Origin of the sequence: Phaeacidiphilus oryzae TH49, assembly GCF_000744815.1 — a bacterium.
GTDB lineage: Bacteria > Actinomycetota > Actinomycetes > Streptomycetales > Streptomycetaceae > Phaeacidiphilus > Phaeacidiphilus oryzae.
The window spans coordinates 235,178-260,874 of sequence record NZ_JQMQ01000005.1; the positions used below are offsets into that span (position 1 = coordinate 235,178).

19 protein-coding genes, 1 tRNA gene and 2 pseudogenes are annotated in these 25,697 nt (G+C 71.4%); 4 read left to right on the forward strand and 18 right to left on the reverse strand.

What is annotated here, in order from left to right:
- Positions 1–39 precede the first annotated feature (39 nt).
- From BS73_RS05355 to BS73_RS05425, 15 genes and pseudogenes are all read right to left on the reverse strand, one after another.
- On the reverse strand, positions 40–1,410 hold the full coding sequence (locus BS73_RS05355) for an aspartate aminotransferase family protein (protein WP_037578305.1): 1,371 nt from the start codon (positions 1,408–1,410) through the stop codon (positions 40–42).
- 76 nt (positions 1,411–1,486) lie between these two features.
- Positions 1,487–3,535 carry a 1-deoxy-D-xylulose-5-phosphate synthase gene (gene dxs / locus BS73_RS05360; RefSeq protein WP_084703819.1) on the reverse strand — a complete coding sequence of 683 codons (2,049 nt, stop codon included), beginning with the start codon at positions 3,533–3,535 and terminating at the stop codon, positions 1,487–1,489.
- Positions 3,536–3,631: 96 nt separating this feature from the next.
- A pseudogene (gene ispG, locus BS73_RS05365) lies at positions 3,632–4,785 on the reverse strand (flavodoxin-dependent (E)-4-hydroxy-3-methylbut-2-enyl-diphosphate synthase).
- An 80-nt stretch (positions 4,786–4,865) separates the two neighbouring features.
- Positions 4,866–5,891, reverse strand: coding sequence for an adenosyl-hopene transferase HpnH (hpnH, locus tag BS73_RS05370; protein WP_037570128.1), 1,026 nt, complete (start codon positions 5,889–5,891; stop codon positions 4,866–4,868).
- A 12-nt stretch (positions 5,892–5,903) separates the two neighbouring features.
- Complete coding sequence (locus tag BS73_RS35455) at positions 5,904–6,593, reverse strand: phosphorylase family protein (RefSeq protein ID WP_063836923.1); 690 nt, start codon at positions 6,591–6,593, stop codon at positions 5,904–5,906.
- Entirely contained in the window at positions 6,590–8,674 is a 2,085-nt protein-coding gene (shc, locus tag BS73_RS05380) for a squalene--hopene cyclase (RefSeq protein WP_084703820.1), read from the reverse strand. Before shc ends, BS73_RS35455 begins: the two co-directional genes overlap by 4 nt.
- A 3-nt stretch (positions 8,675–8,677) precedes the next feature.
- Positions 8,678–9,690, reverse strand: a pseudogene (locus tag BS73_RS05385) (polyprenyl synthetase family protein).
- Between the two features lie 231 nt (positions 9,691–9,921).
- Positions 9,922–11,430: a hydroxysqualene dehydroxylase HpnE gene (gene hpnE / locus BS73_RS05390; protein ID WP_051939490.1), complete on the reverse strand. Its 1,509-nt coding sequence runs from the start codon at positions 11,428–11,430 to the stop codon at positions 9,922–9,924.
- Between the two features lie 205 nt (positions 11,431–11,635).
- On the reverse strand, positions 11,636–12,553 hold the full coding sequence (gene hpnD / locus BS73_RS05395) for a presqualene diphosphate synthase HpnD (protein ID WP_407674966.1): 918 nt from the start codon (positions 12,551–12,553) through the stop codon (positions 11,636–11,638).
- A complete protein-coding gene (hpnC, locus tag BS73_RS05400) occupies positions 12,550–13,521 on the reverse strand; it encodes a squalene synthase HpnC (protein WP_407675125.1) in 972 nt (323 codons plus the stop codon). Before hpnC ends, hpnD begins: the two co-directional genes overlap by 4 nt.
- Positions 13,522–13,946: 425 nt before the next feature.
- Positions 13,947–14,906, reverse strand: coding sequence for an ABC transporter permease (locus tag BS73_RS05405; protein ID WP_037570130.1), 960 nt, complete (start codon positions 14,904–14,906; stop codon positions 13,947–13,949).
- A gap of 186 nt (positions 14,907–15,092) precedes the next feature.
- On the reverse strand, positions 15,093–15,965 hold the full coding sequence (locus BS73_RS05410) for a glycosyltransferase family 2 protein (protein WP_037578316.1): 873 nt from the start codon (positions 15,963–15,965) through the stop codon (positions 15,093–15,095).
- 91 nt (positions 15,966–16,056) lie between these two features.
- A complete protein-coding gene (locus tag BS73_RS05415; protein WP_037570131.1) occupies positions 16,057–16,785 on the reverse strand; it encodes a CDP-alcohol phosphatidyltransferase family protein in 729 nt (242 codons plus the stop codon).
- Positions 16,786–16,912: 127 nt separating this feature from the next.
- Positions 16,913–17,989, reverse strand: a complete 1,077-nt coding sequence (locus tag BS73_RS05420; protein WP_037570133.1) for an iron-containing alcohol dehydrogenase family protein — start codon at positions 17,987–17,989, stop codon at positions 16,913–16,915.
- Entirely contained in the window at positions 17,977–18,735 is a 759-nt protein-coding gene (locus tag BS73_RS05425) for a phosphocholine cytidylyltransferase family protein (protein WP_037570135.1), read from the reverse strand. The genes BS73_RS05420 and BS73_RS05425 overlap by 13 nt, the downstream gene beginning before the upstream one ends.
- A gap of 595 nt (positions 18,736–19,330) precedes the next feature.
- On the opposite strand from BS73_RS05425, the gene idi reads away from it, so the two are divergent.
- Positions 19,331–19,972 carry an isopentenyl-diphosphate Delta-isomerase gene (gene idi, locus BS73_RS05430; protein WP_084703822.1) on the forward strand — a complete coding sequence of 214 codons (642 nt, stop codon included), beginning with the start codon at positions 19,331–19,333 and terminating at the stop codon, positions 19,970–19,972.
- 107 nt (positions 19,973–20,079) lie between these two features.
- Here the strand turns inward: idi and BS73_RS37080 are convergent, their stop codons facing one another.
- On the reverse strand, positions 20,080–20,535 hold the full coding sequence (locus BS73_RS37080; RefSeq protein ID WP_037578319.1) for an ATP-binding protein: 456 nt from the start codon (positions 20,533–20,535) through the stop codon (positions 20,080–20,082).
- A 711-nt stretch (positions 20,536–21,246) separates the two neighbouring features.
- On the opposite strand from BS73_RS37080, the gene BS73_RS05440 reads away from it, so the two are divergent.
- Positions 21,247–21,331, forward strand: a tRNA-Leu gene (locus BS73_RS05440).
- Positions 21,332–21,438: 107 nt separating this feature from the next.
- Here BS73_RS05440 and BS73_RS05445 read toward each other — a convergent pair.
- Both BS73_RS05445 and BS73_RS05450 read right to left on the reverse strand, forming a co-directional pair.
- On the reverse strand, positions 21,439–22,044 hold the full coding sequence (locus BS73_RS05445) for a dihydrofolate reductase family protein (RefSeq protein WP_037570136.1): 606 nt from the start codon (positions 22,042–22,044) through the stop codon (positions 21,439–21,441).
- Between the two features lie 152 nt (positions 22,045–22,196).
- A complete protein-coding gene (locus tag BS73_RS05450) occupies positions 22,197–23,012 on the reverse strand; it encodes an SGNH/GDSL hydrolase family protein (protein ID WP_322987242.1) in 816 nt (271 codons plus the stop codon).
- A gap of 484 nt (positions 23,013–23,496) precedes the next feature.
- Here BS73_RS05450 and BS73_RS05455 point away from each other — a divergent pair, with 484 nt between their 5' ends.
- Together BS73_RS05455 and BS73_RS05460 are read left to right on the forward strand one after the other, a co-directional pair.
- On the forward strand, positions 23,497–24,987 hold the full coding sequence (locus BS73_RS05455) for a sulfatase family protein (protein WP_037570137.1): 1,491 nt from the start codon (positions 23,497–23,499) through the stop codon (positions 24,985–24,987).
- Positions 24,984–25,643, forward strand: a complete 660-nt coding sequence (locus BS73_RS05460; RefSeq protein ID WP_051939495.1) for an N-acetylmuramoyl-L-alanine amidase — start codon at positions 24,984–24,986, stop codon at positions 25,641–25,643. Before BS73_RS05455 ends, BS73_RS05460 begins: the two co-directional genes overlap by 4 nt.
- The last annotated feature ends 54 nt before the right edge of the window (positions 25,644–25,697 follow it).

The following is a 25,697-nucleotide window of genomic DNA, read 5'->3' on the forward strand; positions in this document are numbered from 1 at the left end:
TCAACTCCCGCCCTGCTCAGGGCGGGTTCTGACGCAGCGTCAGCCGCGGTTCGCCACCGCCTGCTTGATCAGCGTGCGGCCGAAGTCGCGCATCAGTCCGGTGCCGGCGTGGGCCTCGTCCATGATGCTCGTGAAGGCGTCGACGAAGCGGTCTGCCTCCTTCTCCCCCACGATCAGCGGCGGGATCAGCTTGATGACCTCGATGTTGTCCCCGGAGACCTGGGTGAGGATGCGGTGCCGCTGGAGCAGCGGGACCACCACCATCTGCGCGAACAGCCCCTTGCGGGCGGCCTGCAGGGCGGTCCAGCCGGTGCGCAGCTTCAGCGACTTGGGGCGGCCGAACTCGATGCCGATCATCAGCCCGCGGCCGCGGACGTCGGCCAGCATCTCGTAGCGGTCCTTGAGCGCCGCGAGCCGGCCGCGGAAGTAGTCGCCGGTGCGGCGGACGTGCTCGGTGATCCCCTCGTTCTCGATCACGGTGAGCGCGGCCAGCCCCGCCGCCATCGCCTGGGCGTTGGAACCGAAGCTGGCCGAGTGGACCAGCACCCGGTCCATCGAGGAGTAGACCTTCTGGAAGATCCAGTCCTTGCCCAGGGTGGCGCCGACCGGGATGTAGCCGCCGGAGAGTGCCTTGGCCGCGCAGACCAGGTCGGGCTCGACGCCCTCCTCGTGCTCGTAGGCCCAGAAGTCGCCGGTGCGGGCGATACCGGTCTGCACCTCGTCGGCGATCAGCAGCGCCTTATGCTTGTGCAGCAGGTCCTGGGCAGCCCGGAGGTAGCCGTCGGGGGCGATGTGGACGCCGTGGCCCTGGATCGGCTCCACGATCAGCGCGGCCACGTCGCCCCGGCGCAGTTCGCGTTCGAGCGCGTCCAGGTCGCCGAGGGGGACGGCGGTGTCCGGCAGCAGCGGGCTGAAGCCCTTGCGGAAGCTGTCGTCGCCGTTGACCGAGAGCGAGCCGGTGGTCAGGCCGTGGAAGGAGTGGGTGTTGTAGAGGATGCGGCTTTTGCCGGTGGCGCAGCGGGCGAACTTCAGGGCGGTCTCCACCGCCTCGGTGCCGCTGTTGCCGAAGAACACCCGGTCCAGGTGGGGGGCGTGGGAGAGGAGCTTCTCGGCGAGCAGCCCGGGCAGCGCCTCGCAGTGGAAGCGGGTGAGGTTGGGCAGGTCCAGCTCCATGACGTCCTCGATGGCCTTGCGCACCACCGGGTGGTGCCGGCCGAGGGCGAAGATCCCGAAACCGGCCAGCATGTCGAGGTAGTCGTTGCCCTCGGCGTCGTAGAAGTGCGCGCCCTCGGCCCGGGTGTAGGTCTTGTCGAAGCCGATGGTGTGCAGCATCCGCGGCAGCTGGTGGTTGAGGTACTTCGCGTGCAGCTGGTAGGCCTCCCCGCCGCGCGCCGCCAGCAGCGCCCCGATGTCGAAGCCGCCGGAGGCGCGGTCGCCGGTGGCCGGCGGGACCTCGGTCCCGGCGGGCGCTGCGGGAGCGGCCTGGTCAGATGCCACGGGAGGGGTCTCCTTCTTCGATCGGGGCGGCGGCCGCGGACCGGGCGAGGGTCTCGGCACGGGCGGAGCGGCGGGCGGCGGCGCGCTTGCGGGCGGCCGCCCGGCCGGCCGCGGCCCGCCGCTGTTCGCGCAGCAGGTCCGCGGTGGCGGAGGCGATCCCCGGGCCGGTGAGCCCGGCCTGCTCCAGGATCTCGTTCCGCGAGGCGTGGATCAGGAACTCCTGCGGGAGCCCCAGGTCGCGGGCGGGGGTGCGGACGCCGGCGTCGCGGATCGCCTGGGCGACGGCCGCGCCGGTGCCGGAGGCCCGGCCGCTGTCCTCGACGGTGACCACCATCCGGTGCCTGGCGGCGAGTTCGGGGATGGCGGGGTCGACGGGTTTGACCCAGCGGGGGTCGACGACGGTGCAGCCGACGCCGTCCACGGCAAGCCGCTCGGCGGCGTCCAGGCAGGCCTCGGCGGTGGTGCCGACCGCGACCAGCAGCACGTCGGCGTCCAGGCCGTCCGCCGGCGCGGACCCGGACGCGGACGCCTTCGCCGGCGCCGCCGTACGGGCCAGCACATCCACGCCGCCGACCCGGTCGATCGCGGGGATGGCCGGGCCCACGGTGGCCTTGGGGTAGCGGAGCACGGTCGGGGCGTCGTCCACCTCCACCGCCTCGCGCAGCTCGGCGCGCAGCTGGTCGGCGTCGCGCGGGGCGGCGATCCGCAGCCCGGGGACGACCCGCAGGATGGAGAGGTCCCACATGCCGTTGTGGCTGGGCCCGTCGCTGCCGGTGGTGCCGGCACGGTCCAGGACGAAGGTGACGCCCAGCCGGTGCAGGGCAACGTCCATCAGCACCTGGTCGAAGGCCCGGTTGAGGAAGGTCGAGTAGACCGCGAAGACCGGGTGGAGCCCGCCGGTGGCCAGTCCTGCGGCGGAGACCGTGGCGTGCTGCTCGGCGATGCCGACGTCGTAGAAGCGGTCCGGGAACTCCTCGGCGAACCTGGTGAGCCCGAGCGGTCCCGGCATGGCCGCGGTGAGCGCGACGATGTCCTCCCGCTCGCGGGCCAGGGCTAGGAGCTCGCCGCCGAGCACCGAGGTCCAGGAGGTCCCGGAGGAGGCGGAGAGCGGCTTGCCGGTCTCCGGGTCGATCGCGCCGACCTGGTGGAAGTGGTCGGCCTGGTCCTCCTCGGCGGGTCGGTAGCCGCGGCCCTTCTCGGTGATGCAGTGGACGATCACCGGGCCGCCGAACCCCTTGGCCCGGCGCAGCGCCGACTCCACCGCCTGCTCGTCGTGGCCGTCCACCGGGCCGACGTACTTCAGCCCGAGGTCCTCGAACATCCCCTGCGGGGTGACCGCGTCCTTGTAGCCCTTCTTGGCCCCGTGGAGGGCGTCGTAGAGCGGGCCGCCGAGCAGCGGCGTGCGCTGGAGCTGCTCCTTCCCCCAGGAGAGGAAGCGCTCGTAGCCGCGGGAGGTGCGCAGGGTGGCGAGGTGGTCGGCGAGACCGCCGATGGTCGGCGAGTACGAGCGCTCGTTGTCGTTGACCACGATCACCACCGGGCGGTCCTCGGCCTCGGCGATGTTGTTGATCGCCTCCCAGGCCATCCCGCCGGTCAGCGCCCCGTCGCCGATCACCGCGACCACCGCGCGGTCGGTCCGGCCGCGCAGCTTGTTGGCCTTGGCCAGGCCGTCGGCGTAACCGAGGACGGTGGAGGCGTGGGAGTTCTCGATCACGTCGTGCTCGGACTCGGCGCGGGACGGGTAGCCGGAGAGGCCGCCGGACTTCTTCAGCCGGGAGAAGTCCTGCCGCCCGGTCAGCAGCTTGTGCACATAGCACTGGTGGCCGGTGTCGAAGAGGATCCGGTCCTGCGGGGACTCGAAGACCCGGTGGAGGGCGATGGTCAGCTCGACCACCCCGAGGTTGGGGCCGAGGTGGCCGCCGGTCTTGGCCACCTCGCTGATCAGGAAGGACCGGATCTCCTCGGCGAGGTCGGGCAGTCGGTCCGCGGGAAGAGCGCGCAGGTCCTTGGGGCCGGTGATGGCGGGGAGGAGTGACACGGACTCACCTTCGTTCAGAGAGGTTGCGCGACTTCTTGTCGACGGGAGGGGGGCTGACGGGCCGCGGCCCCTGCCGCGCGGCTCGCGGGGCGGTGGTCAGGCGACGGGGGTGACGACGGGTTCGCCCTCGGCGTCGACGCCCATCTCCTCGGCCAGCTTCATCGCCTCGTCGATCAACGTCTCCACGATCTTCGACTCCGGCACCGTCTTGATCACCTCACCGCGCACGAAGATCTGCCCCTTGCCGTTCCCCGACGCCACCCCCAGATCCGCCTCACGCGCCTCACCCGGCCCGTTCACCACACACCCCATCACCGCCACCCGCAACGGCACCTTCAACCCGTCCAGGCCGGCGGTGACCTCCTCCGCCAACTTGTACACATCCACCTGCGCCCGCCCGCACGACGGACACGACACGATCTCAAGCCCCCGCTGCCGCAACCCCAACGACTCCAGGATCTGCGACCCGACCTTCACCTCCTCCACCGGAGGCGCCGACAAAGACACCCGGATCGTGTCCCCGATCCCCTCCGCCAGCAACGCCCCGAACGCCACCGCCGACTTGATCGTCCCCTGGAACGCCGGACCCGCCTCCGTCACCCCCAGATGCAACGGATAATCACACGCCGCCGCCAACTGCCGATACGCATTGATCATCACCACCGGATCGTTGTGCTTCACCGAGATCTTGATATCCCGGAACCCGTGCTCCTCGAAGAGCGAGCACTCCCACAACGCCGACTCCACCAACGCCTCCGGCGTGGCCCGCCCGTACTTCTCCAGCAACCGCTTGTCCAACGACCCCGCGTTCACCCCGATCCGGATCGGCACCCCCGCCCCCGACGCCGCCCTCGCGATCTCCCGCACCTTGTCGTCGAACTGCCGGATGTTCCCCGGATTCACCCGCACCGCCGCACACCCGCATCGATCGCGGCGAACACGTACTTCGGCTGGAAATGAATATCCGCGATCACCGGAATCGGCGACTTCCGCGCGATCGCCGGCAACGCCTCCGCATCATCCTGCGACGGCACCGCCACCCGCACGATCTGACACCCCGACGCCGTCAACTCCGCGATCTGCTGCAACGTCGCATTCACATCCGTCGTCGGCGTCGTGGTCATCGACTGCACCGACACCGGCGCACCCCCACCCACCGGCACCGAACCCACCATGATCTGACGACTCAACCGCCGCTCAGCCAACGGCTGCGGCGGGACGGACGGCATTCCGAGGGATACAGCGGTCATGGCAGGACACCTCAATCAAGCGGTCGTACGCGGAACTCGGGTGCGGGGGGGGCGAGGGGCGGCGCGGGATCGGCCGCTCGTCAGACGCGGTTGGCGAGGACGGTCTCCTTGGCGCTGCGGATGGTGTCCCGCAGCGAGCCCATGGTGGCCAGGACCGCCGTCGGCTCGTAGCCGCAGTGCGCCATGCAGTTCTCGCACCGCGGGTCCTTGCCCCGGCCGTACTTGGACCAGTCGGTCTCCTCGACCAGTTCCCGGTAGGTCGGGACGTAGCCGTCCGCCATCAGGTAGCAGGGGCGCTGCCAGCCGAAGAGGGAGTAGTTGGGGATCCCCCAGGCGGTGCACTCGTAGTCCACCTTGCCCTCGAGGAAGTCCAGGAAGAGCGGCGAGTGGTTGAGCCGCCACTTCTTCCGGCGACCGTCGGCGAAGGACTTCTTGAACAGCTCGCGGGTCTGCTGGACGCCGAGGAAGTGCTCCTGGTCGGGGGCCTTCTCATAGGCGTAGCCGGGCGAGATCATCATCTCGTCGACCTTGAGCTCGTCGTTGAGGTAGTCCAGCACCTCGATGACGGTCTGCGGGGTGTCGGTGTTGAAGAAGGTCGAGTTGGTGGTGACCCGGAAGCCCCGCCGCTTGGCCTCCTTGATGGCCTCCACCGCCTCGTCGAAGGTGCCCTCCTTGGCCACCGAGGCGTCGTGCCGCTCGCGCAGGCCGTCGATGTGGACGGTGAAGGCGAAGTACGGCGACGGGGTGAACTTGTCCAGCTTCTTCCGCATCAGCAGCGCGTTGGTGCAGAGGAAGACGTACTTCTTCTTCTCCACCAGCTGCCGGACGATCTCGTCGATCTGCGGGTGCATCAGCGGCTCTCCGCCGGCGATGGAGACCATCGGCGCGCCGGACTCCAGCACCGCGCCGACCGCCTGGGCGACCGGCATCCGCTGCTTGAGTACTCCGGCCGGGTGCTGGATCTTTCCGCAGCCCTCGCACTTCAGGTTGCAGGCAAAAAGCGGTTCGAGCTCCACCAGCAGTGGAAACTTCTCGCGCCGCTTCAGCAGTTTCTGCTGCATCAGGTAGGTGCCGATCCGCATGGACTGGCGCAGCGGCATGGCCATCAGGCGTGCTCCTTAGGAAGGACGTTCAAGTAGAGGTGAGGGCAGGGGATGCGGGTCGCGGTACCAGGCGCCGAGCGCGGGCCCCAGCCGGCGCAGCACCCGCCAGGCGCGCAGGCCGCCGGTGAGGGTGGCCGGCCGGAGGAGCTCGCGCTCGGGGGTGTCGACCACCACGCGCAGCGCCGCGACGGGGAGTTCGGGCCGCAGGTTCCGGGCGGCCCGCAGGGCGGCGGCGGTCTCCATGTCGACGCCGAGCACCCCGCGCTCGGACAGCGCGGAGCGCGCGTCGCCGCGCACCACCCGGTCCGCGGAGTAGAGCGGGCCCGTGTGCACGGTGCACCCGGCCCTCTCCAGGGCGTCGACGAGCGACTTCACGCCACTCGTCGCACCAGCCGTACCGTCCGCATCCTCCACCTCATCGGCAACCAGGACGTCACCCGGCCGTACTCCCGGCCGGACGGCCGCCCCGAATCCCACGAAAGCCAGTGCGCCATACGGGAGTTGACGCGTCGTCAACTCCGCGCGCACGGACCGGCCGCTGCGCTGGGGACCCATCCCGGTGCACAGCAGCCGTACCTCGGGGCCCGGCCCCGGCCCGTCGCCGCCCGGCGCCCCGTCCGCACGGGCGACCGCCCGCGCGACGGGGCGCAGCGCCACGCGCTCCGCGGAGAGCGCGCAGGCCAGCAGCAACGGACCGGCGGTCATGCCGGGTTCGCCCCCGCGGTGGCACGGTGCTCGCCGACGGCTCCCAGGGGGGTGCCGTGGACGTAGCGGCCGAGCGCGGTGAGCGGCCAGACCAGGCGGTAGAGGTGGTAGTTGAGGGAGAAGTCCCACGGGAACCCGGTCCCGGTGAACTCCGGCTCGTCCCAGCCGCCGTCGGCCCGCTGGGTGCGGCTCAGCCAGTCGACGCCGCGGTCCACGACCTCCCCCTTCTCCCCCGCGGCCAGCAGGGCCATCAGGGCCCAACCGGTCTGCGAGGCGGTGGAGTTGCCGCGCCCGGCCCAGGACCGGTCGACGTAGGAGCGCATGTCCTCCCCCCAGCCGCCGTCCTCGTTCTGGTGCTCGCGCACCCAGCGCACCGCGCGCCGGACGGCGATGTGGTCCCGCGGCACACCTGCCGCGACAAGGGCGGGTACCACCGAGCCGGTGCCGTACACGTAGTTGGTGCCCCAGCGGCCGAACCAGGAGCCGTCCGGCTCCTGCTCGCGCAGCAGCCAGTCCACCGCCCGCCGGGTGCGCGGGTCGTCGGCCAGGCCGACCTCCGCGAGGAGTTCGACGATGTGCGCGGTGACGTCCGCGGAGGGCGGGTCGATGACCTCGCCGAAGTCGCAGAACGGCGGCTTCGTCGGCAGGGTGTTGGTGTTGTCCACGTCGAAGGCGCCCCAGGCGCCGTTCTTGGACTGCATCGCCCACAGCCACTCGACCCCGCGCCGGATCGCCGCGTCCCGCCGCTCCGGGTCGCTCACCAGCACCCGGCGCAGCGCCAGCATGACCTCGGCGGAGTCGTCGGTGTCCGGGTAGTTGTCGTTGTCGAACTCGAAGGCCCAGCCGCCGGCCGCGGCCCCGGGCCGCTGCACCGCCCAGTCGCTGCGCTTGGTGATCTCCTCGTCGAGCATCCAGTCCGCCGCCTTGACCAGCTGCGGGTGGTCGGCCGGAAGGCCGGCGTCGGCGAGGGCGATGGTGGCCAGACAGGTGTCCCAGACCGGGGACTGGCAGGCCTCGATCATCCGCCGGGTGCTGCCGTCCTCGGAGGCGTAGTGGATCGAGTAGCGCTCCAGCGAGGCCAGGCCCTTGACGATGACCGGGTGGTTCAGCGAGTAGCCCATCAGATGGAGGGCCATGATCGAGTACACCGTCGGCGGCTGGATCCCGCCCCAGCAGCCGTCCGCCTCCTGCCGCTCCACGATCCAGGCCGCGGACTGGCGCATCGCCAGCCGGCGCAGCGGGCGGACCGCCCGGTGGTGGTAGAGGTGGAGCACCCGGTCCAGGCGCTCGAAGAAGCCGTCCCAGGTGTTGGCCGGAGAGAACGGTTTCCTCGGAAACGGATTCGACGGGTCCGTGTGCAGCTCGCTGAGCGGGAACGGCCCCGGCCGCACCGGCCGGAACGCGGAGACGATGGTCAGCGGGACGATGGTGCCCCGCGCCCAGCTGGCGAACGAGTAGATGTTCAGCGGGATCTGCTTGGGCAGCAGGATGACCTCGGGCGGCAGCTCGGGCAGCCGGTCCCACGGGTACCAGCCGAAGAGCGCCAGCCAGATCCGGGTGAAGACCCGGGTGGCGGCGATCCCGCCCTGCTCCCGGATCCACTCCGCGGCCTTCTTCATGTGCTCGTCGTCCGGATCGTCACCGGCCAGCTTGAGCGCGGTGTACGCCTCCACCGTCGCGGAGAGCTCCGGCGGTCCGCCGTAGAAGGTGTTCCAGGTACCGTCCGGCTGCTGCTGCGAGCGGATCCAGTTGGCCGCCGTCTCGGTGACCTCCGGCGTGCGGATCCCCAGGAACTCCCGGAGCAGCAGGTCCTCGGCGTCCATGGTGACGTTGGTCTCCAGGTCGCCCTTCCACCAGCCGGTCTCGTCCTGCAGCGAGAGCAGGTACTCGCCGGCCCGGCGCAGCGTCTCCGCGGCGTCCGGGACCGGTGTCCCCCCCTTGGTTTCAGAAGCCTCGTCGGCGGCCTCGTCGGCGGCCGCCGGCACTGTGGACGAAGCGCCCGCCCCGGCGTCCGGCGTCGCGTCCACGGTCGAATCGGCTTCGTTCCGGGAGTCGAGTCGGCCGTCCGCAGTTGATGTCATTCTTCACCTCTCCCGTACTACGACGAATTCGGCGAGCGCGGCGAACCTGTCCCGCACCTCGGGGGACATGTTCACCTCGTCCAGCGCGGCCAGCGCGGTCTCGTGCTGCCGCCGGGCCTCGGCCTGGGTCCAGTCCCGGCCCCCGCCTCCACGATCAGCGCGGCACGCGCGGCCAGCTGCTCCTCGTCCTCGTCACCGCGGCCCGACGGGTCGGCGAGGAGGTCGGCGAGCTTGCGTGAGGCGGCCCCGCCCTCGGCGAGGGCCGCGGAGACCGGCAGGGACTTCTTCCGCTGCCGCAGGTCGCCCCAGTGCGGCTTGCCGGTCACCTCGGTGGCGCCCCAGATGCCCAGCAGGTCGTCCACCGCCTGGAAGGCCAGGCCGAGGTGGTAGCCGAAGCGCTCCAGGGCGTCCGCCTCGGCGTCCCCGATCCCGGCCAGCACGGCCCCGATCGAGGAGGAGGCGGCCAGCAGGGCGCCGGTCTTGTTGCCCTCCATCTCCAGGCACTCCTCGACCGTGACCCGGTCGCGCTGCTCGAAGGAGAGGTCCTGGGCCTGACCGTCGATCAGCTTCCGGGTGGCCAGGGTGAGCCGGCGCACCGCGCGCCCGCAGTCCACCGGCGCGAAGGTGCCGGGGCGGAGCTCGTCCGCCGCCTCCAGCAGCACCTCGTTGGCGAGCGCGAAGAGGGCGTCCCCGACCAGGATGGCCTGCTCGGAGCCGAAGACCGTCCAGACGGTCGCCCGGTGCCGCCGGGTCTCGTCACCGTCCATCAGGTCGTCGTGCAGCAGCGAGAAGTTGTGCACCAGTTCGACGGCCGCGCCGCCGGGGATGCCCGCCTCGGGCGGCGCGCCGGCGGCCTCCGCGGAGAGCAGCGCCAGCGCCGGGCGGACCGCCTTGCCGGCGTCCGCCTGGACCGGCTTGCCGTCCGCGTCGATCCAGCCGAAGTGGTACGCCGCCACCTTGTCCATGGGCGGGGCCAGTCGGGCGCAGGCCTCCCGCAGGAGGGGGGTGCACAGCATGCGTCCCCGGTCGAGCAGGGCGCGGACGTCCACTGCCTCGCCGGCGGTTACCTGATCAGAGCGCGCAACCACGCTTGCTCCCTCTCCGTTCGCGTCGTCGACTTCCCGGGGCTTTCCGACGACCGGCACGGCCGCCCACGGTGTCTGCTGGGTCTGGGTCTGAGGTGCGGTCCGGGCCCGGTCCTGCCGGGTCTCCGGTTCCGCCGCGGTCCTCGGGGGTCCTCGGGCCCGTCACGGCCTGCTCCCCTCAGTCCACCGGGCTCCCTCCGCCGCCCCCCTCGGCGCCTCCCGCGAGCCCCCGGAGAGTGCCTGGTCGGCGGCGGCGTGACCGCTGCGGACGGCGCCCTCCATGGTCGCGGGCCACCCGGTGGCGGTCCACGCCCCGGCCAGGTAGAGGTCCGGGATCCGGGTGCGCGGCCGCGCCCTGAGCGGCGCCGAGCCGGGGACGGGTGCGAAGGTCGCCTTGCGCTCCCGGGTGACGAAGAACTCCGTGACCCGGGCGGTCCGCGCGGCCGGCAGCAGCCGCTCCAGCTCCGGCAGATAGCGCCGGCGCAGCTCGCCGACCGGGAGGTCGATCTCGTCCTGCGCGGCCGACTGGGAGAGCGCCAGGTACTGGCCCCCGCCGGCGAGACCGGAGTGCTCGGTGCGGTCGAAGACCCACTGCACCGAGGAGCCGAGGGCGGCGAAGAACGGCCGCCGCAGCACCTTGCGGTCGTACAGCACGTGGACGTTGAGGATCGGCGCGGTGCCGAGGGCGTCCAGCCGCTCGGGGTGTTCGAGGGCTCCGGGCGGAAGCAGCTCCCTGGCGGTGTCCTGCGGAACCGCAAGCACCACGGTGTCCGCCTCCAGCCGCTCCGATCCGCCGGGAAGGCGCTCGCCGGTCAGCAGCAGACTGTGCGAACGCCCTTCCGAACGGCGATCATAACGCTGTTCGTGTGTGGGCGAACTGTAGGGGGTGGCTTCCGAGGACTTGAGCTCCTCGACCCGGGTCCGGAGGAGGACCCGCACCCCGGCCCGGTCCAGCGCGGCCCCCGCCGCGTCGTGGTGGATGGCGCCCAGCGGGACCCGGGACCAGCCGATGTCCGCCGCCCCCGGCTCGCTCAGCAGCCCGGTCTTGAAGACCATCGCCGCCAGCGCGAGCGACACGTCGTCGGCCCGGGCGTTCAGCGTGGCCACTCCGACCAGGTCCCAGAGCGCCGCGACGGCCCCCGGGGACTGCCGCTGCTCGCGCAGCCAGTCACCGAAGGAACGCTCGTCCAGCGCGGGGTCGTCCAGGTCCAGCGTTCGAAGCGCGAGGGCGGCGCGCGCCACCATCGCCCGCTCCCCCACGCTGAGGTGCGGATAGCGCGAGAGGGAGCCGCTGAGATGCAGCGGAACCGGCAGACCGGACCGGCGCAGCCGGCCCAGCCGCAGCGGGGAGTCGGCCGCGCTCTCGCCCCGCTCGCGCAGCGCCAGCACCGGAACGTCCAGCCTGCGCTGCAGATGCACCAGGCCGGTCGCGTCGAGACGCTGCAGCAGCCCGCGGTACGCGGTGCAGCAGCGGAGGAAGACGTGCTGGCCGTTGTCCACCCACAGATCGCCCGCGGCCGAACCGCGGCGGAAGGAGAAGGCCAGGCCGCCCAGCCTGGGCCGGCCCTCCACGAGCGTCACCGACAAGCCCGCGTCGGCCAGCCGCAGCGCGGCCGTGATCCCGGCCAGGCCGCCGCCGACGACCACGGCCGTACGTTGACGGTCCGTCATACCGGCCACCCCCTCGGCGTACTGGCCGTACCCGCCATACCGGTTGTACTTGACGTACTACCCGTCCGAGAAGCCGTCAGTGCCGGGGACGCGAGAAAACCGCGAGTGGTTCCACGATCACCCATGGTGATCGCCGGATCATCACACCCGTCCGCCGGTTCCGCCCCCGCGGTGCCCGCCGTGCCGTCGCCGCATGGTCCGCACCTCAAGAGGCACGACCCCCGACCAGCCCGGAGACCGCCACATAAGCCTTCTCCCACGGCGGCAGGGAGACCCGGCCGCGCAGCACGCCGCCCGGGTCCTCGGCGATCCGCTCCAGCAGCCGGTGGTAGATGCCGGCCATCGCCGCCACGCAGGCGCGGCTGCGCCGGTCCAGCATCGGCAGCAGGCGGAGCCCCTCGTCGAAGTACTCCTGGGCGCGGCGCGCCTCGAAGGAGACCAGGCCGGCGAAGTCGGCGCCGGGCGAGGGGACGGCGGCGCCGAAGCCCTCCTGGCAGCCGAACCGGGCCAGGTCCTCGGCGGGCAGGTAGGTGCGGCCGTTGCCGGCGTCCTCCCGCACGTCCCGCAGGATGTTGGTGAGCTGAAGGGCGAGGCCGAGGCTGTCCGCGTACTCGTCCGCCTGCTTGGGGTCGGAGGAGCCGAACACGCCGAGCGACAGCCGGCCGATGGTCCCGGCCACGCAGCGGCAGTAGGTGCGCAGCTCGTCGAAGGTGCGGTACTCGGCGCCTCGCACATCCATCTCGACGCCGTCAATCAGTTCGTCGAACGCGTCGATGGGGATGTCGAAGCGGGCCACCGAGTCGGCCAGCGCGACCTTCACCGGATCGATGTCGTCCGGGTCGACGCTGCGCGACCGGAGCTCGTCCAGCAGCCGGCGGGTGGCCAGCAGCTGCTCGGCCTTGCGGTCGTCGTCCCAGCCGCCGTCCCCGATGTCGTCGATCCGCCGGGCCAGGGCGTAGACCGCCTGCATCGCCCGGCGCTTGGGGCCGGGAAGAAGCCTGATCCCGTAGGAGAAGTTGCGAGCCTGGTGGCTCGTCACCGCCTCACAGTACTTGTAGGCGGCCATCACCTGAGGGATGGCCTGAGGGAATGCCGGAGATGGTCCCTCCACTGCCCGGCTCACCTTCCTCTCACCAGTGTCACCGCCGCCTGCCGCAGCAGACGGCCCTTGCCCGCCTTGGGCGCCCCGGCGAGCACGTCGTACCCGGCCGCGGCCACGGCGTCGAGCGCCGCGTACCCGCCGGCCGCGAAGCCGGCCAGCAGCACCCGCAGCCGTCCCGACACCGAGCCGACCAGCGGGGCCCCCTCGTCGAGCAGCGCCCGGGCGCGGCGCGCCTCGAACGCGATCAGCTCGCGAAGCGGCCCCGACGCGGTACGGGCCGCGAGGTCGCGCTCGGTGACGCCGAACTTCTCCAGGTCCTCGGCCGGAAGGTAGATCCGGTCGCGGGCCAGGTCCTCGGCGACGTCCTGCAGGTGCTCCACGATCTGCAGCGCCGTGCAGATCGCGTCCGACCAGGCCACCCGCTGGGGGTCGGCCCGGTCGGCGAGTTCCAGCACGATCCGACCGACCGGGTTGGCGGAGAGCTCGCAGTAGTCCAGGAGCTGCTGGTAGTCCTGGTAGCGGGCGATCCGCTGATCGACTCGGTTGGCCTCGATCAGATTACGAAAAGGATCAATCGAGAGCCCGCGATTTACGATCACCGGCCGGAGGGCCTGAAGCAGAGGATGCCGGGGGGACCCGGTCACGGAAGAGGGACCATCGACCGCACAGGCGCGTCGAAGGTCCTCCTCGAGAGCATCGAGCAGAGCCGAGCGGAAGGCGGGCTCGGCGTCCCCGGCCGCGGAGTCGAACTCCTCGCGCGGCGGCGCGCCCAGCACCCGCGCGGTCTCCGCGGGGTCGGCGAGATCGCCGTCCCCTATGTCGTCGACCAGGCGGGCGAAGCCGTAGACGGCCATCAGGCCGTCCCGCAGCGAGGTCGGCAGGAAGAACGGGGCGACCGGGAAGTTCTCCAGGTCCGCCTGGTCCAGCACGGCTCCGGTCTGGGCTGCGCCCCGGGCCTCGGAAGCCTCGCTCTGCAAGGTCACCTTCACCGCCACACCCCCCGTTCTACACCGATCATGACAGCGTACCCACAGCGGACACGCCCGTTTGTTCCCTTCGGGCCGGGCCTGCGACCCGGCCCCCCGAACGGCCCCCTCGGAACCCCTCGGGACCCGGCGGCGGGCTCAAGCCTTCCACCCGCCGGTGCGGCTCCGCAGCCGAGAAGGACACGATTCGGTTGCGCGTCGCCACCGTCCCCCCGGCCTGGCGGGCCGAGGATCTTGCCGCCAACTTTATGCTGTCCTTACTCCGATCGTGTAAGGGGGGTGCCAGTTGAGGCGTCCGGAGTCGCGAGAGGAGCCAACGCTCGATGTCCGCGGATGATTCCACCCGCATGTGAAAAGATCATGAGCGTGCCGGACGCCCCCTCAGGGAGCGGTGTGCACCGGCTTTGTGACGCCCCCTCAGTCCTCTGTCAGCCGCGCCCGTACTCCTCCTCGGAACGCCAGAAGAAGACGTAGCCGCCCACCCCGACCACCAGCGCCCAGGCCAGGGCGAGCGGCCAGACATGGGGCGGGAGGGTGTTCGCGGTCTGCGACTCGATCAGCGCGTAACGGATCAGTGAGATGTAGACCAGCGCCGGGTTGGCGTTGAGCACCGTGGAGACCCAGTGCGGGGCGTGCTCGGTGAAGACGTTGAGGTTGTAGAAGACGCCGGAGATGTACATCCAGGTCCGCATCACGAAGGGCATCAGCTGCGCGGTGTCCGTGGTCTTCGCGCCGACCCTGGCCATCAGGAGGGCGAGCCCGGTGTTGAAGACGAACTGCAGCAGCAGCGCGGGCAGCAGCAGGAACCAGCGCAGGGTGAACGGCTCCCCGGTGAGCAGCACGATCACGCCCAGGACGAACATCGAGAAGATCAGCTGCTGGAGCTGAATGACCGTCATGGCGATCGGCAGGCAGGCCCGCGGGAAGTGCAGCGCCCGGATCAGCCCCAGGTTGTCCGCGATGGACCGGGTGCCGGCCAGCACCGCCGACTGGGTGAACTGGAAGACGAAGATGCCGGTGCAGAGGTAGGCGATGAAGTTGGGGATGCCCCGGTTGGTCTTCAGCAGCAGGCCGAAGATCAGGTAGTACACGCCCGCGTTCAGCAGCGGGGTCGCCACCTGCCAGACCTGGCCCAGCTTGGCCGTGGTGTACATGGCGGTCAGCCGGGCGGTGGCGTAGGCGAGGATGAACGAGCGCCGCGACCACAACTGACGGGTGTAATCGGCCAGACTGGGGCGCGCGCCGGAGACCGCGAGCCCGTAGCGGGCGGCCAGCTCGGCCGGGGCCAGTCCGGCGTCCGGATCCTGCGCTTCTGCCGTCGTCACCACCGGCGCGGAGCCGAACTCGGCGCCACCGGACGGCTGCTGCTGGTTCGTCACACAAGCCATCCTGGGGCAGGACGGCGCGCGCCGCAGGGAGGACAGGCCGTCCGGCTGCCCCCCGATGCGGCCGGACGGAGCGGCGGACCGGCCGCCGTAACCCGGCGCCCCCTGCTCAGCGGGCGTCGGGGCCTGCGGGACAGGGGGCGTCGGAAGCGGCCCGGAACAGGTTCGGTGCGGGCTCGCGGAACGGGTTCAGATCACCGGCGGGCGGCCGAGCCGGGTGAGTCGCCACACGGTGCGCCAGCTCATCGGACGGCGCGGGCCGCAGGGCTTGCGCCACCCCTCGCGGAAGCCGCCGATCCAGGCCCGCAGCGCGTCCTTGGACGGCCGGCGGGCCAGGGTGAGCAGCACCCAGGTGCCGAGATAGAGGGGCACCAGCGGGGCGGGGAGGTTCCGCCGGGCCAGCCAGACCCGGTTCCGGGCCACCATCCGGTGGTAGACCGCGTGCCGGCTGGGCGAGGTCTTCGGATGGTGGAGGACGATGTCCGCGCGGTAGTCGATCGCCCAGCCGCCGTCCAGGGCGCGCCAGGCCAGGTCGGTCTCCTCGTGGGCGTAGAAGAACTCCCCGGGGAGCTCCCCGACCTGCTCGAAGACCTTGCTGCGGACCGCCGAGGCGCCACCGAGGAAGGTGGTCACCCGGGAGGAGCGCAGCGGGTCCGAGGCGCGCAGCCGCGGCACGTGCCGGCGCTGGGTCTCGCCGGTCTCCGGATCGGCGATCCGGAAGCTGACGATGCCCAGGCCCGGGTCGGCCGCGAAGGCCTCGCGGAGCTTCTCGGCGGCGTCGTCCTGCGGCAGCAGTCCGTCGTCGTCCAGGAAGAGCACCACGTCGACGTCCGAACCGTGCTCCCCGAAGGCCTCGATGCCGACGTTGCGGCCGCCGGGGATGCCCAGGTTGTCGTCCAGCTCGATCCCTCGCACCCCGGGCGGGAGCTCGGGCAGCGGGGCGCCGTTGCCGACTACCACGACGTCGACCGCCGGGCCGCGCTGCACGGCCACCGACTCCAGCAGGGCGTTGAGCTCCACGGGGCGGTTTCCCATGGTCAGCACCACGGCGCCGAGGCGCAGCGCGCCGGTGGACGCCGCGGCGTCCGCGCCCTCCGCTCCCCGCAGGCCGTCCATCCGGTCCGCCCGGTCCAGGTTCGCCGTCACCCCCGCCTCACCTCAGCCTGCTGGAGAGGACGATGCTGAGCAGGTGGAGCAGCGTCTGCACGACCGCGATCGCGGCCAGCACGCACACCGCCACCCGGGTGGCGAGGAGGTCGCCGCGCGCCACATCCACGATTCCGGCCGCCAGCATCACCAGTGAGGCCTCGACCCCGCCGATCAGCCGGTGGAACTTGAAGGCCGCGGCCAGCCTGCGGGCCCTGGCCACCCCGGTCGCCCGCGGCACCGAGGCCTCGTCGTCCACGGCCGGCAGGCCCTTGCGGATCCGGGCCACGTCGACCAGGTCGGTCTCGGACTTGATCAGGATCGCGCCCAGCGCGGAGACGGTGCCGATGAAGGCCCACTGCCAGGCCGGGCCGCCATGCCGTCCGAAGACGTCAGCCGCCCGCACGCCGAAGCCGGTCAGCAGGGCCGCCTCGGAGACGTAGTGGCCGACCCGGTCCAGGTAGACCCCGGTGATCGAGGTCTGCCGACGCCAGCGCGCCAGCTCGCCGTCCACGCAGTCCAGGCCCAGGTAGACCTGGATCAGCAGGGCCCCGAGGATCGCCCCCCAGATCCCGGGGACGATGAGCACGGCTCCGGCCGCCACCCCGGCCACCATCATCAGATAGGTGAAGCCGTTGGCGGAGAGCGGGAAGTCGATCAGGTGCCGGCTGATCCGGGAGGAGACGCGGCGCATGTAGAGCCGCCCCGCCCAGTGCTCGCCGCTGCGCCGGTCCATGAGGCCGGCGGGGTGGGCCACCGCGCGGTACTGCGCGATGGTCGGCCGCGCCGGTCGCTCGCCGGGGAAGGGATCGGCGGCGTCCGGCTGGGGGCTTGGCTCTTCGTGCCGCCCGGCGGCGTTCTGGTCAGCCGGCGAGGCCGGCGGTGATGTCTTTGACATAGTCCGAGTACGCGTCCCGAATGGCGTGGGGGTCGAGGTCGAGGTGTTCCAAGATGGTGAACCGGCCTGGCCGGGTCTGTGGAGCGTACTGCACGGCCTCCGCGAACTCTTCCGCGGAGAACCCGAGTTGAGCGGCCGTCACCGGGAGCCCGTGCCGGTGGAGGGTGGTCGCTATCTGACCGGCCACCTCCCGCTCCCCGCGGAGGAAGCTGGCGAAGGCGGCGCCGAAGCCGCACTGCTCCCCGTGCTCCCGGCTGCGCTCCGGATAGAGGAGGTCCAGCGCGTGGCTCATCTCGTGGCAGGCACCGCTGGACGGCCGGGTGCTGCCGGTGATGTTCATCGAGATCCCGGAGAGGACCAGCGCCTCGGCCAGCGCCACCAGCAGCCCGTCCTCCTTGATGGTGCCGGGGTGGCGCAGCAGGGTCTCGCCCGCGCTGCGGGCCATCGCCACCGCCAGGCCGTCCACCGGCTCCCCGGTCTCGCGGTGGGAGAGCTCCCAGTCCGCGCAGGCCGAGATGTTGGAGAGGACGTCACCGATGCCGGAGGCCACGAAGCGGTCCGGGGCCTCCCGGATCACGTCCAGGTCGATCACGATGCCGATCGGGCTGGGCACCCCGTAGGAGCCGCGCCCGGCGTCGTTGTCCAGCGTGGAGACCGGGGAGCAGAGGCCGTCGTGGGCGAGGTTGGTGGCGGCGGCCACCACCGGCAGACCGACTCGCGCGGCCGCGTACTTGGCCACGTCGATGATCTTCCCGCCACCGAGGCCGATCAGCGCGTCGTAGCTGCCGCCCTTCTTGATCTGGTCGGCCAGCGTGACGGCGGCGTCCAGGGTGCCGTCCGGCACGGTGTACCAGTCGGCGCCGGGCAGCTGCGGACTGAGCCGCTCCCGCAGCCGGGCGCCGGAGCCGGCGCTAGCCGCCACGGCGATCCGGCCGTTGGCGGAGAGCCGCTGGTCGGCGAGGACGGCGCCGAGGTCCTGGAGGGCGCCCGCCCGGATGTCGACGACCAGGGGCGACGGGACGAGTCGGGTCAGTACCGGCACGCGATCTCCTTGCCCCTGGCCAGGTCGTCCAGATTGTCGATCTCGACCCACTCGATGTCGCCGACCGGCTGGACGTCGATCCGGTGGCCGCGGTCGACCATCTCCTGGTAGCCGTCCTCGTAGTACTTCTGCGGGTCGCGCTCCCAGACCGCCTGCAGGGCGTCGGCCAGCTCGGGGCCGGCAGACGGGTTGATCAGGGTGAGGCCGATGTACTCACCGGAGGCCTCGGCCGGGTCCATCAGCTTGGTGATCTTCCGCATCCCCTTCTCGGGGTCCACGATCACCTTCATCTCCTCGTCCGCCAGCTTCTTGACGGTGTCGAGGGCGAGGAGGACGCCGGGGGTGCGGCCCTCGGCGGTCATCCGCTCGTTCGCGGCGATCAGGTCCTGCTCGACCGAGACCGGGTGGACGGTGTCGCTGTTGGCCAGGATCACCGACTCCGAGGAGAAGACCTCGCGGGCGCACCAGAGCGAGTACACGTTGTTCCAGCGCTCGGCCTTGGGGTTGTCGACGATGTGCAGCTTGACGCCGTACGCCCGCTCCAGCTTCTCCTTGCGCTCGAACACCGCCTCCTTGCAGTACCCGACCACGATCGCCGCATCGGTCAGCCCCACCTCGGCGAAGTTGCGGAGGGTGAGGTCGAGCACGGCGCGGTCGCCGTCCACCGGCACCAGGGCCTTGGGCAGCGTCTCGGTGTACGGGCGGAGGCGGCTGCCTGCGCCGGCGGCCAGAACGAGGCCGATCATCGGTGTCTCCTGTGGTCATGGGGCCCGCTGGACCCGCGGCTGTGCGTGGTGGCCCGCGGGGGACGGCGAGTCCGGCTGTACTGCCGGCGCGCCGGCACGACACGTGCCGTTGGCCTGGGGGTGGCCTGGTCGAGGCCTGCTCGCAGCCTGCCTGCCTTGCGATCGTAGGCGAAAGCCGCCTTCCTACCACAAGCAGCTCGGACGGGCCGAGGGATCGGACCGCGAGAACCCGCAACCGCGAGAACGGTGCACCCGGTATACCGGAAGCCTCCGACAGCGCTCCAGCCGGGGCCTGCCGGGACCTGGGCCTGACGAGGCCTGGGCGTGCCGGGGCCTGGGCGTGCCGAGGCCTGCCGAATGTCGATCATCATGGCGGACCCGCCCGCCGCGAACAAACCCGTGCAGCGACCCGTGGCCCTTCCGGTCCGTTCCAGACCCGGCGGGGAGCCGGTTCGATCGGGCTCGAAACCGCACGCAATTGCCCGCATGCCTTCCTTCGCCTGCAATCGGCGGGCGCCGCTGCGATCTTGTCCGTCCGGTACGGCAGACTGGTCGCCGCAACCAGCACCACGCAACCACACGCTCAAGGGGTTCCATGTCGACGCCGACCAGTAGCTCACAGTCCTCGTCCCCCGCTGCCGCCGCCACCGCCGCTGCCGCTGCCGCTGCCGCTGCGGACGCTGAGCAGGCCCGGCCCGCGGAGATCCTGCTGGAGCTGGTGGACGAGCAGGGGAACACGATCGGCGTCGCGGAGAAGCTCTCGGCCCACCAGCCGCCGGCCCGCCTTCACCGCGCCTTCTCGGTCTTCCTCTTCGACGCGCAGGGCCGGATGCTCGTCCAGCAGCGCGCCCTGAGCAAGTACCACTCCCCCGGCGTGTGGTCGAACACCGCCTGCGGGCACCCGTACCCCGACGAGCCCCCGTTCGTGGCCGCGGCCCGGCGCACCGGCGAGGAGCTGGGCGTCGCGCCGGCCCTGATGACCGAGGCCGGGACGGTCACCTACGACCTGCCGGACGAGGCCTCCGGACTGGTGGAGAAGGAGTTCAACCACCTCTTCGTCGGCCGCGTGGACGCCGCGCCGAACCCGGACCCGGCGGAGGTCGGCGCCACCCGCTTCCTGACCCCGGCGGAGCTGGCCGAGCTGCGCGCGGAGAAGCCGTTCTCGGTCTGGTTCCAGACCGTCCTGGACGCGGTCCTGCCGACCGTCCGGCGGCTCTTCCCGGAGGCCGGCTGGTAAGCGGTCATCGGGTACCGGGTACTCGGTACCGCTGCCGCCACCGCTCCACCGAAGCGGGGTGGAGCGGCGCGGGCCGCTGCCGCCGCCCGCGCTGCTCGGCTGCTCGGCTACCAGGCCTGCCCGGGGAGCGGCAGCGCGGCCCAGATGACCTTCCCACCGGCGACCGTGCGCTCGACGTCGCAGCTCCCACCGGCCTCCTCGGCCATCGTCTTGACCAGCAGCAGTCCTCGGCCGTTCGTCCGGCCGAAGTCGTTCTGCAGGGCGGTCGGGCGGTAGGGGTGGCTGTCCTCGACCGAGACCCGCAGCCATCCTCCGCCGATCACCACCTCGATCACGATCTGCGGCGAGAGCACCGCTGCGTGCCGCACCGCGTTGGTGACCAGCTCCGAGACGATCAGCAGCACGCTCGCCACGAAGTCCGCGTGCTGCGCCCGGCCGCCGCCGATGCCCTGGGCGGCGAGGAGATCGCGCACGGCGTGCCGGGAACGCGGCACCCACACCTCGGTGGCCGGCGCGGCGAACCGCCACACGCCCTCCACCGGCTCCCGCCAGCCGCCGGGCAGTCCGTCGACGTCCGCCGCGCCGTCGGGGCCCGTGCCGAGGAGGCCCAGGGCGGCGGCCCCGGGACCGGCCCCCACGACGTAACCGTCCAGCTCGTCCAGGCTGCCGAAGCCGGCGACGTCACCCAGGCCGTCCGCGCCGTCCGCGCCACCCCCGCGGCCGAGGCCGTGGCCGAGATGGAGGTTGTGGCCCTCCGAGCCGTCGGACCGCTCGGCGCCGTCGCACGGCCCGTCGAAAGCGTCGTCGCCGACCATCCCGACCACCTCGCCGCCCGAGTTCTCGCTGCCGGTGCCGGTAGCGGTGCCGGCGCCGTCGACAGCCGGGCCGGCGAATCGCCAGGCCCGCGGCCGGGTCGTCCCCGGTCCGTTTCCACTCATGTGCATCCCCGTCGCCACCTCCTGGCCGCGGTCGCACACCACCCGCGACTGCCTGTCCCCACGCCACGGGCCGTAACCCGCTGTGCCGAGCCTATGACCGGCCTGCGACGCGGCCGAGCATCTGAGCGCAACTCGTCGCATCCCGATCACCGCGGCGTCCTCTGCGTCCGAATCCGTCCGCCGATGACCGCCCCGCCACCCCTTCCGGCTGCGCCACCCACCCCCACCTCGCGCGATGCCTCAGCCCGCCCACCTGGCGGCTGGTGAAGCACTGGCTGATTTCTTGGTATGGTTGTCCACGTCGCCGCAGGGAGACCCGCGTGCAGACGACACCTCGTCCGGGTGGCGGAATGGCAGACGCGCTAGCTTGAGGTGCTAGTGCCCTTTATCGGGCGTGGGGGTTCAAGTCCCCCTCCGGACACACATCAGAAAGCCCCTGACCAGGGGCTTTCGTCGTTTTCCTGCTCGGCCGGTGCCGGCCGCCCGACCCGGTCCACGCCGGTCGCGCCCCGGAGCGGAGGAGCACGCCTAGTAACTGTCATAGCTGGGCCTGCCGTTCGGCCGGTAGACGCCGACGACGGTGCCGCCCTTCGTCGTCGAGACGCTGACCGGCTCCAGCGCGGTGGGGATCGCTCCGTCGGCGAAGAGCCGCTTGCCACTGCCGATGATCACCGGATGGACGGTCAGCCGGAACTCGTCGACGAGGCCGTTCCGCATGAGGGTCTGGGCGAGGTCGCCACTGCCCACGACGTTGATACCGCCGCCGTCGGACGCCTTCAACTCCCTTACGGCATCGACGACATCGCCCTCTAACAGCGTGGAGTTCCGCCACTCGACGGAGGACAGGGTGCGCGAGGCCACGTACTTGCGCATGCCGTTCATCCGCGCGGTGAACGGGTTGCCGGGATCGGCGTTCGGCCAGTACGAGGCGAAGAGTTCGTAGGTCTTGCGGCCGAGCAGCATCGCGTCGGACTGCTCGTACCAGCCGGCGATGGCCGCCCCGACCTCGTCATCGGACACCGCCTTCTGCCAGCCGCCGTGCTCGAAGCCGCCCTCGGCGTCCTCGTCCGGCGCACCCGGCGCCTGCATGACACCGTCCAACGTCAGAAACGTGCAAATGATGATCTCGCGCACGATGCGCTCCCTTCGTCGACCGGTAGACCTCGCGGCCGCCGGAGACTCATCGGGGTAGCGCGCCGGACGCGTGATCCCCGAGTCATCCATCCTGACGCGTCGGGGATACCCCCGCGGCGGCTGGCGGAGCAATGCCGGGCGCCCCGCGGCGCTCAGACGCCGGCCTCCAGGCCCGGCAGGTAGGCGTTCGCCTGCCCGGCCGCGCTCGGGTGGTAGGCCCCGCCGAAGTCGTACCAGTTGTTGATCCAGGGGGTGGAGTCGCAGATCTCGTGTCCTGCGAAGCGGGAGCGGACGTCCTCGTAGGTGAAGCCGGAGTACTTGGCCACCTCGGTCTGGATCACGTTGTCGAGCAGGTCGGACCCATTGTCCAGGGCGGTGCGCTTGGTGGCGTCCATGGTGTCGGAGCAGGAGCTCTGGCCGCGGTCGTAGAACTCGGGGTAGCCGAGGATCACGACGTGGGCGTTGGGCGCGGCCTGGCGGATGTCGGAGTAGGTGGTGTCCAGCTTTGCCGGCAGCTGGTTCTGGGCCGTGCTCTCGGCGGTGGCGACCGCGCTCAGGCAGGTCGCGTCGGAGGAGAGGAGGCAGGTCTGCATGACGTTGGAGAAGCCGACGTCGTTTCCGCCGATGGTCATGCTCACCAGCGCGGTCGAGGAGTTGAGGCCGCCCAGCTGGTTGTCGATGACGTCGGTGGTGACGGCCCCGGCGCAGGCCGCGAAGTCGAAGCTGCTCGGGGAGGTGGCCTGGGCGTAGAGGTAGCCGTAGGCCGCGGTGCTGGTGTCGCAGGTGCTGTCGATGTAGGTGCTGCTGGCACCGTAGCCGGAGGAGTACGAGTCGCCGAGGGCCGCGTACGCGCCACCGCTCGCGTTCGCGGAGGCGGCGGAAGCGGAGGCGGCACCGAACAGTGTCGCCAGCAGTGCCACGACCGTCAGGGCGAGGCCGCGAAGTCGAAGCAGTCGGATGGGGTTCACTGGAGCATCCTTCCCCTTTGGGCATGTACAGGTCATCAACCTGGACACACGTGATCGTCGAGCGGGGATGTGCTGTGCTCACTGCGCTGCGCGCTCGGATGCGTCTCGCCGCCGTCGCGGCGGGCTCTGGGGAGATTGAAGGTTCTCAGTGGGAAAGAACCACATTCGTTATAGCGCCGGGTACCGGCCGGTAGCAATACTCGTGACGCTTCAGCGCACGTCCCCATCCGCGGAGAGCCCCCAGCCCGGCCCCGCGCCCTCCTCGGTCCCGAGCAACCGGGTGGTCCGGATTAATTATCCGGCCTGTTGACGATAATCGCTCAGGTTTCCCATGCTGAGCTCAGCGCATCAGAGACCCCGCGCCGACACAGCCCTGTCCGAACGTGCCACCGCCGGCTGCCCCCGCCCCTGCCGCATTGCTCCGCTCCGCAGGGGTTCGACTTCTCCCCTGCCAGAAGGTCGGGGAATCCTCCAAGGAGATTCGGTGACCTGCCCGACCGCTCCGAACATCGTCTTCGCCATGTCCGACCAGGTCCGCGCCGATTTCACCGCGGGCATGGGCTTCGAGCTGGACACGATGCCCTTTCTCGACTCCCTCGCCGCCGAGGGCACCCGCTTCCGACGGGCCTACACCACCGCCCCCGCCTGCGTCCCGGCGCGGACCAGTCTGCTCACCGGCAGATGGCCCAGCACCCACCGGATACGGCAGAACTCCAACACCAGCCCCACGCTGGTGTCCCGCGGCGACGACCTGATCGATGTGCTGCGCGGTGCCGGCTACCAGCTGTTCTACTCCGGCAAGACGCACATGTACCGGAACAGCCCGGCGGACTACGACGCCTTCTCCGAGTACGGGCACACCTTCGGGCCGGACACCACCGACGAGCAGCGCGCCTTCACCGCCTATCTGAACTCCATCGACATGGGCCCGACGACCGAGGCCACCCCGTTCCCGGCCGAGCAGCAATACCCGTACCGGATCGTCTCCGACGCCATCCGGCAGATAGACGGCCGCGACCCCGCCAAGCCCTTCTTCGCCTTCGTCTCCACGCCCGAGCCGCACAACCCGTACCAGGTGTCGGAGCCGTACTTCTCGATGTTCGCCGAGGAAAGGATCCCCAGTCGGCTCTGCGGCCCCGAGGCCGCGGAGGCCAAGGGCGGTGCCTACAAGTGGCTGCGCGACCTGGTGGAACAGAAACGTCCCGGCTATGACGGCCTCGCGCAGCGCTACCGCGCCACCTACTGCGGCATGCTCCGGCTCATCGACGACCAGTGGCGCCGACTCGTCGACCACCTCAAGGCCGAGGGCCTGTGGGAGAACACCCTGGTGTTCTTCCTCGCCGACCACGGCGACTACGCCGCCGAGTACGGCCTCCAGCGCAAGGGGGCCGGCATCGCCGAGGTCCTGGCGCACGTCCCGATGATCGTGCACGGTCCCTGCATCGCGACCAGGGACAACAGGACGGACTTCGTCTCGATCGCCGACATCCTGCCCACCGTGTGCGAGGCGATCGGCCGCCCGATCCCCCTGGGTGTCCAGGGCCGCAGCCTGTGGCAGATGCTCACCGGTGCCGACTACCCGACCGCGGAGTTCGAGGACATCGTCACCGAGCGCGGCTTCGGCGGCCTCCCCTATCCCGACGACGCCCGGCCACCGCTGCACTTCCCCTACCCGGGCACCAGGTACGACGAGCTGAACAGCGTGACCCAGAGCGGCTCCTCGCGGATGCTCCGGCACGACCACTACAAGCTCTACGAGCATGTCTCCGACGGCTGTGAGCTCTACGACCTCGACAAGGACCCGATGGAGCTGGACAACCTCTGGGACGAGCCGAGGATGCGCAAGGTCCAGGCCGATCTCGCACAGCGGCTGCAGCGGTGGTCGGTCCGGCTCACCGACGATCTCCCCAAAGGCGTCTACAACGCCAACCTCGCCCCCCACAACTGGTACCGGACCACGGAGGAGGACGCATGACCCCGCCGGTTCCCCGCGGCGACGACGACCGGCGACCCCTCCCCTCGCGACGTACCGTCCTGCGTGGCGCCGCCGCCGTCACCGCGGGCACGGCGATCACCACCGCGGTCGCGACCGGAACCGCTTCCGCGGCCGAGGCCACCCCCTCCCCCGCGATCGTCGACCATCCGGGGGCGCACTGGCTGCCGGCCGACCCCGCCAACTACCGCACCGCTCAGCGCCCTCGCAGCCATCCGATCGAGTACGTGGTCATCCACGTCACTCAGCAGCACTTCGACGACGCCGTCGCCGTCTTTCGGAACCCCGCCCGGGGCACCTCGGCGCACTATCTGGTCCGCTCGGCGGACGGCCGCATAGGCCAGTGCGTCCGGGAGAAGGACATCGCCCGGCACACCGGTGATCCGGACTTCGACAGCCGCAGCATCGGCATCACCCACGAGGGCTGGGTCCATTCCACCGCCTGGCTGACCGAGGCGATGTACGCCTCGTCCGCGGCGCTCACCGCGGCCGTGTGCGCACGCCATGCGATCCCGGTGGACCGTGCCTACATCCTGGGTCACCACGAGCTGCCCGGCGCCACCCACACCGACCCCGGGGCCAACTGGGACTGGGGACGCTTTCTCACGCTGGTGCGGAAGGCGAGAACGCCGGCCTGAGAGCCGTCCGCCCGCTGGGCCCCGGACTCCCGGGGCCCAGCGGGCGACTGCGAG

Excerpts from the sequence above, each read along its gene's own strand:
- shc (WP_084703820.1), bottom strand. The coding sequence starts at position 8,674 with ATGACATCAACTGCGGACGGCCGACTCGACTCCCGGAACGAAGCCGAT.
- BS73_RS05405 (WP_037570130.1), bottom strand. The coding sequence starts at position 14,906 with ATGGCTTGTGTGACGAACCAGCAGCAGCCGTCCGGTGGCGCCGAGTTC.
- idi (WP_084703822.1), top strand. The coding sequence starts at position 19,331 with ATGTCGACGCCGACCAGTAGCTCACAGTCCTCGTCCCCCGCTGCCGCC.
- BS73_RS05460 (WP_051939495.1), top strand. The coding sequence starts at position 24,984 with ATGACCCCGCCGGTTCCCCGCGGCGACGACGACCGGCGACCCCTCCCC.
- hpnH (WP_037570128.1), bottom strand. The coding sequence starts at position 5,891 with ATGGCCATGCCGCTGCGCCAGTCCATGCGGATCGGCACCTACCTGATG.
- hpnE (WP_051939490.1), bottom strand. The coding sequence starts at position 11,430 with ATGACGGACCGTCAACGTACGGCCGTGGTCGTCGGCGGCGGCCTGGCC.
- BS73_RS35455 (WP_063836923.1), bottom strand. The coding sequence starts at position 6,593 with ATGACCGCCGGTCCGTTGCTGCTGGCCTGCGCGCTCTCCGCGGAGCGC.
- BS73_RS05425 (WP_037570135.1), bottom strand. The coding sequence starts at position 18,735 with ATGATCGGCCTCGTTCTGGCCGCCGGCGCAGGCAGCCGCCTCCGCCCG.
- BS73_RS05415 (WP_037570131.1), bottom strand. The coding sequence starts at position 16,785 with ATGGACCGGCGCAGCGGCGAGCACTGGGCGGGGCGGCTCTACATGCGC.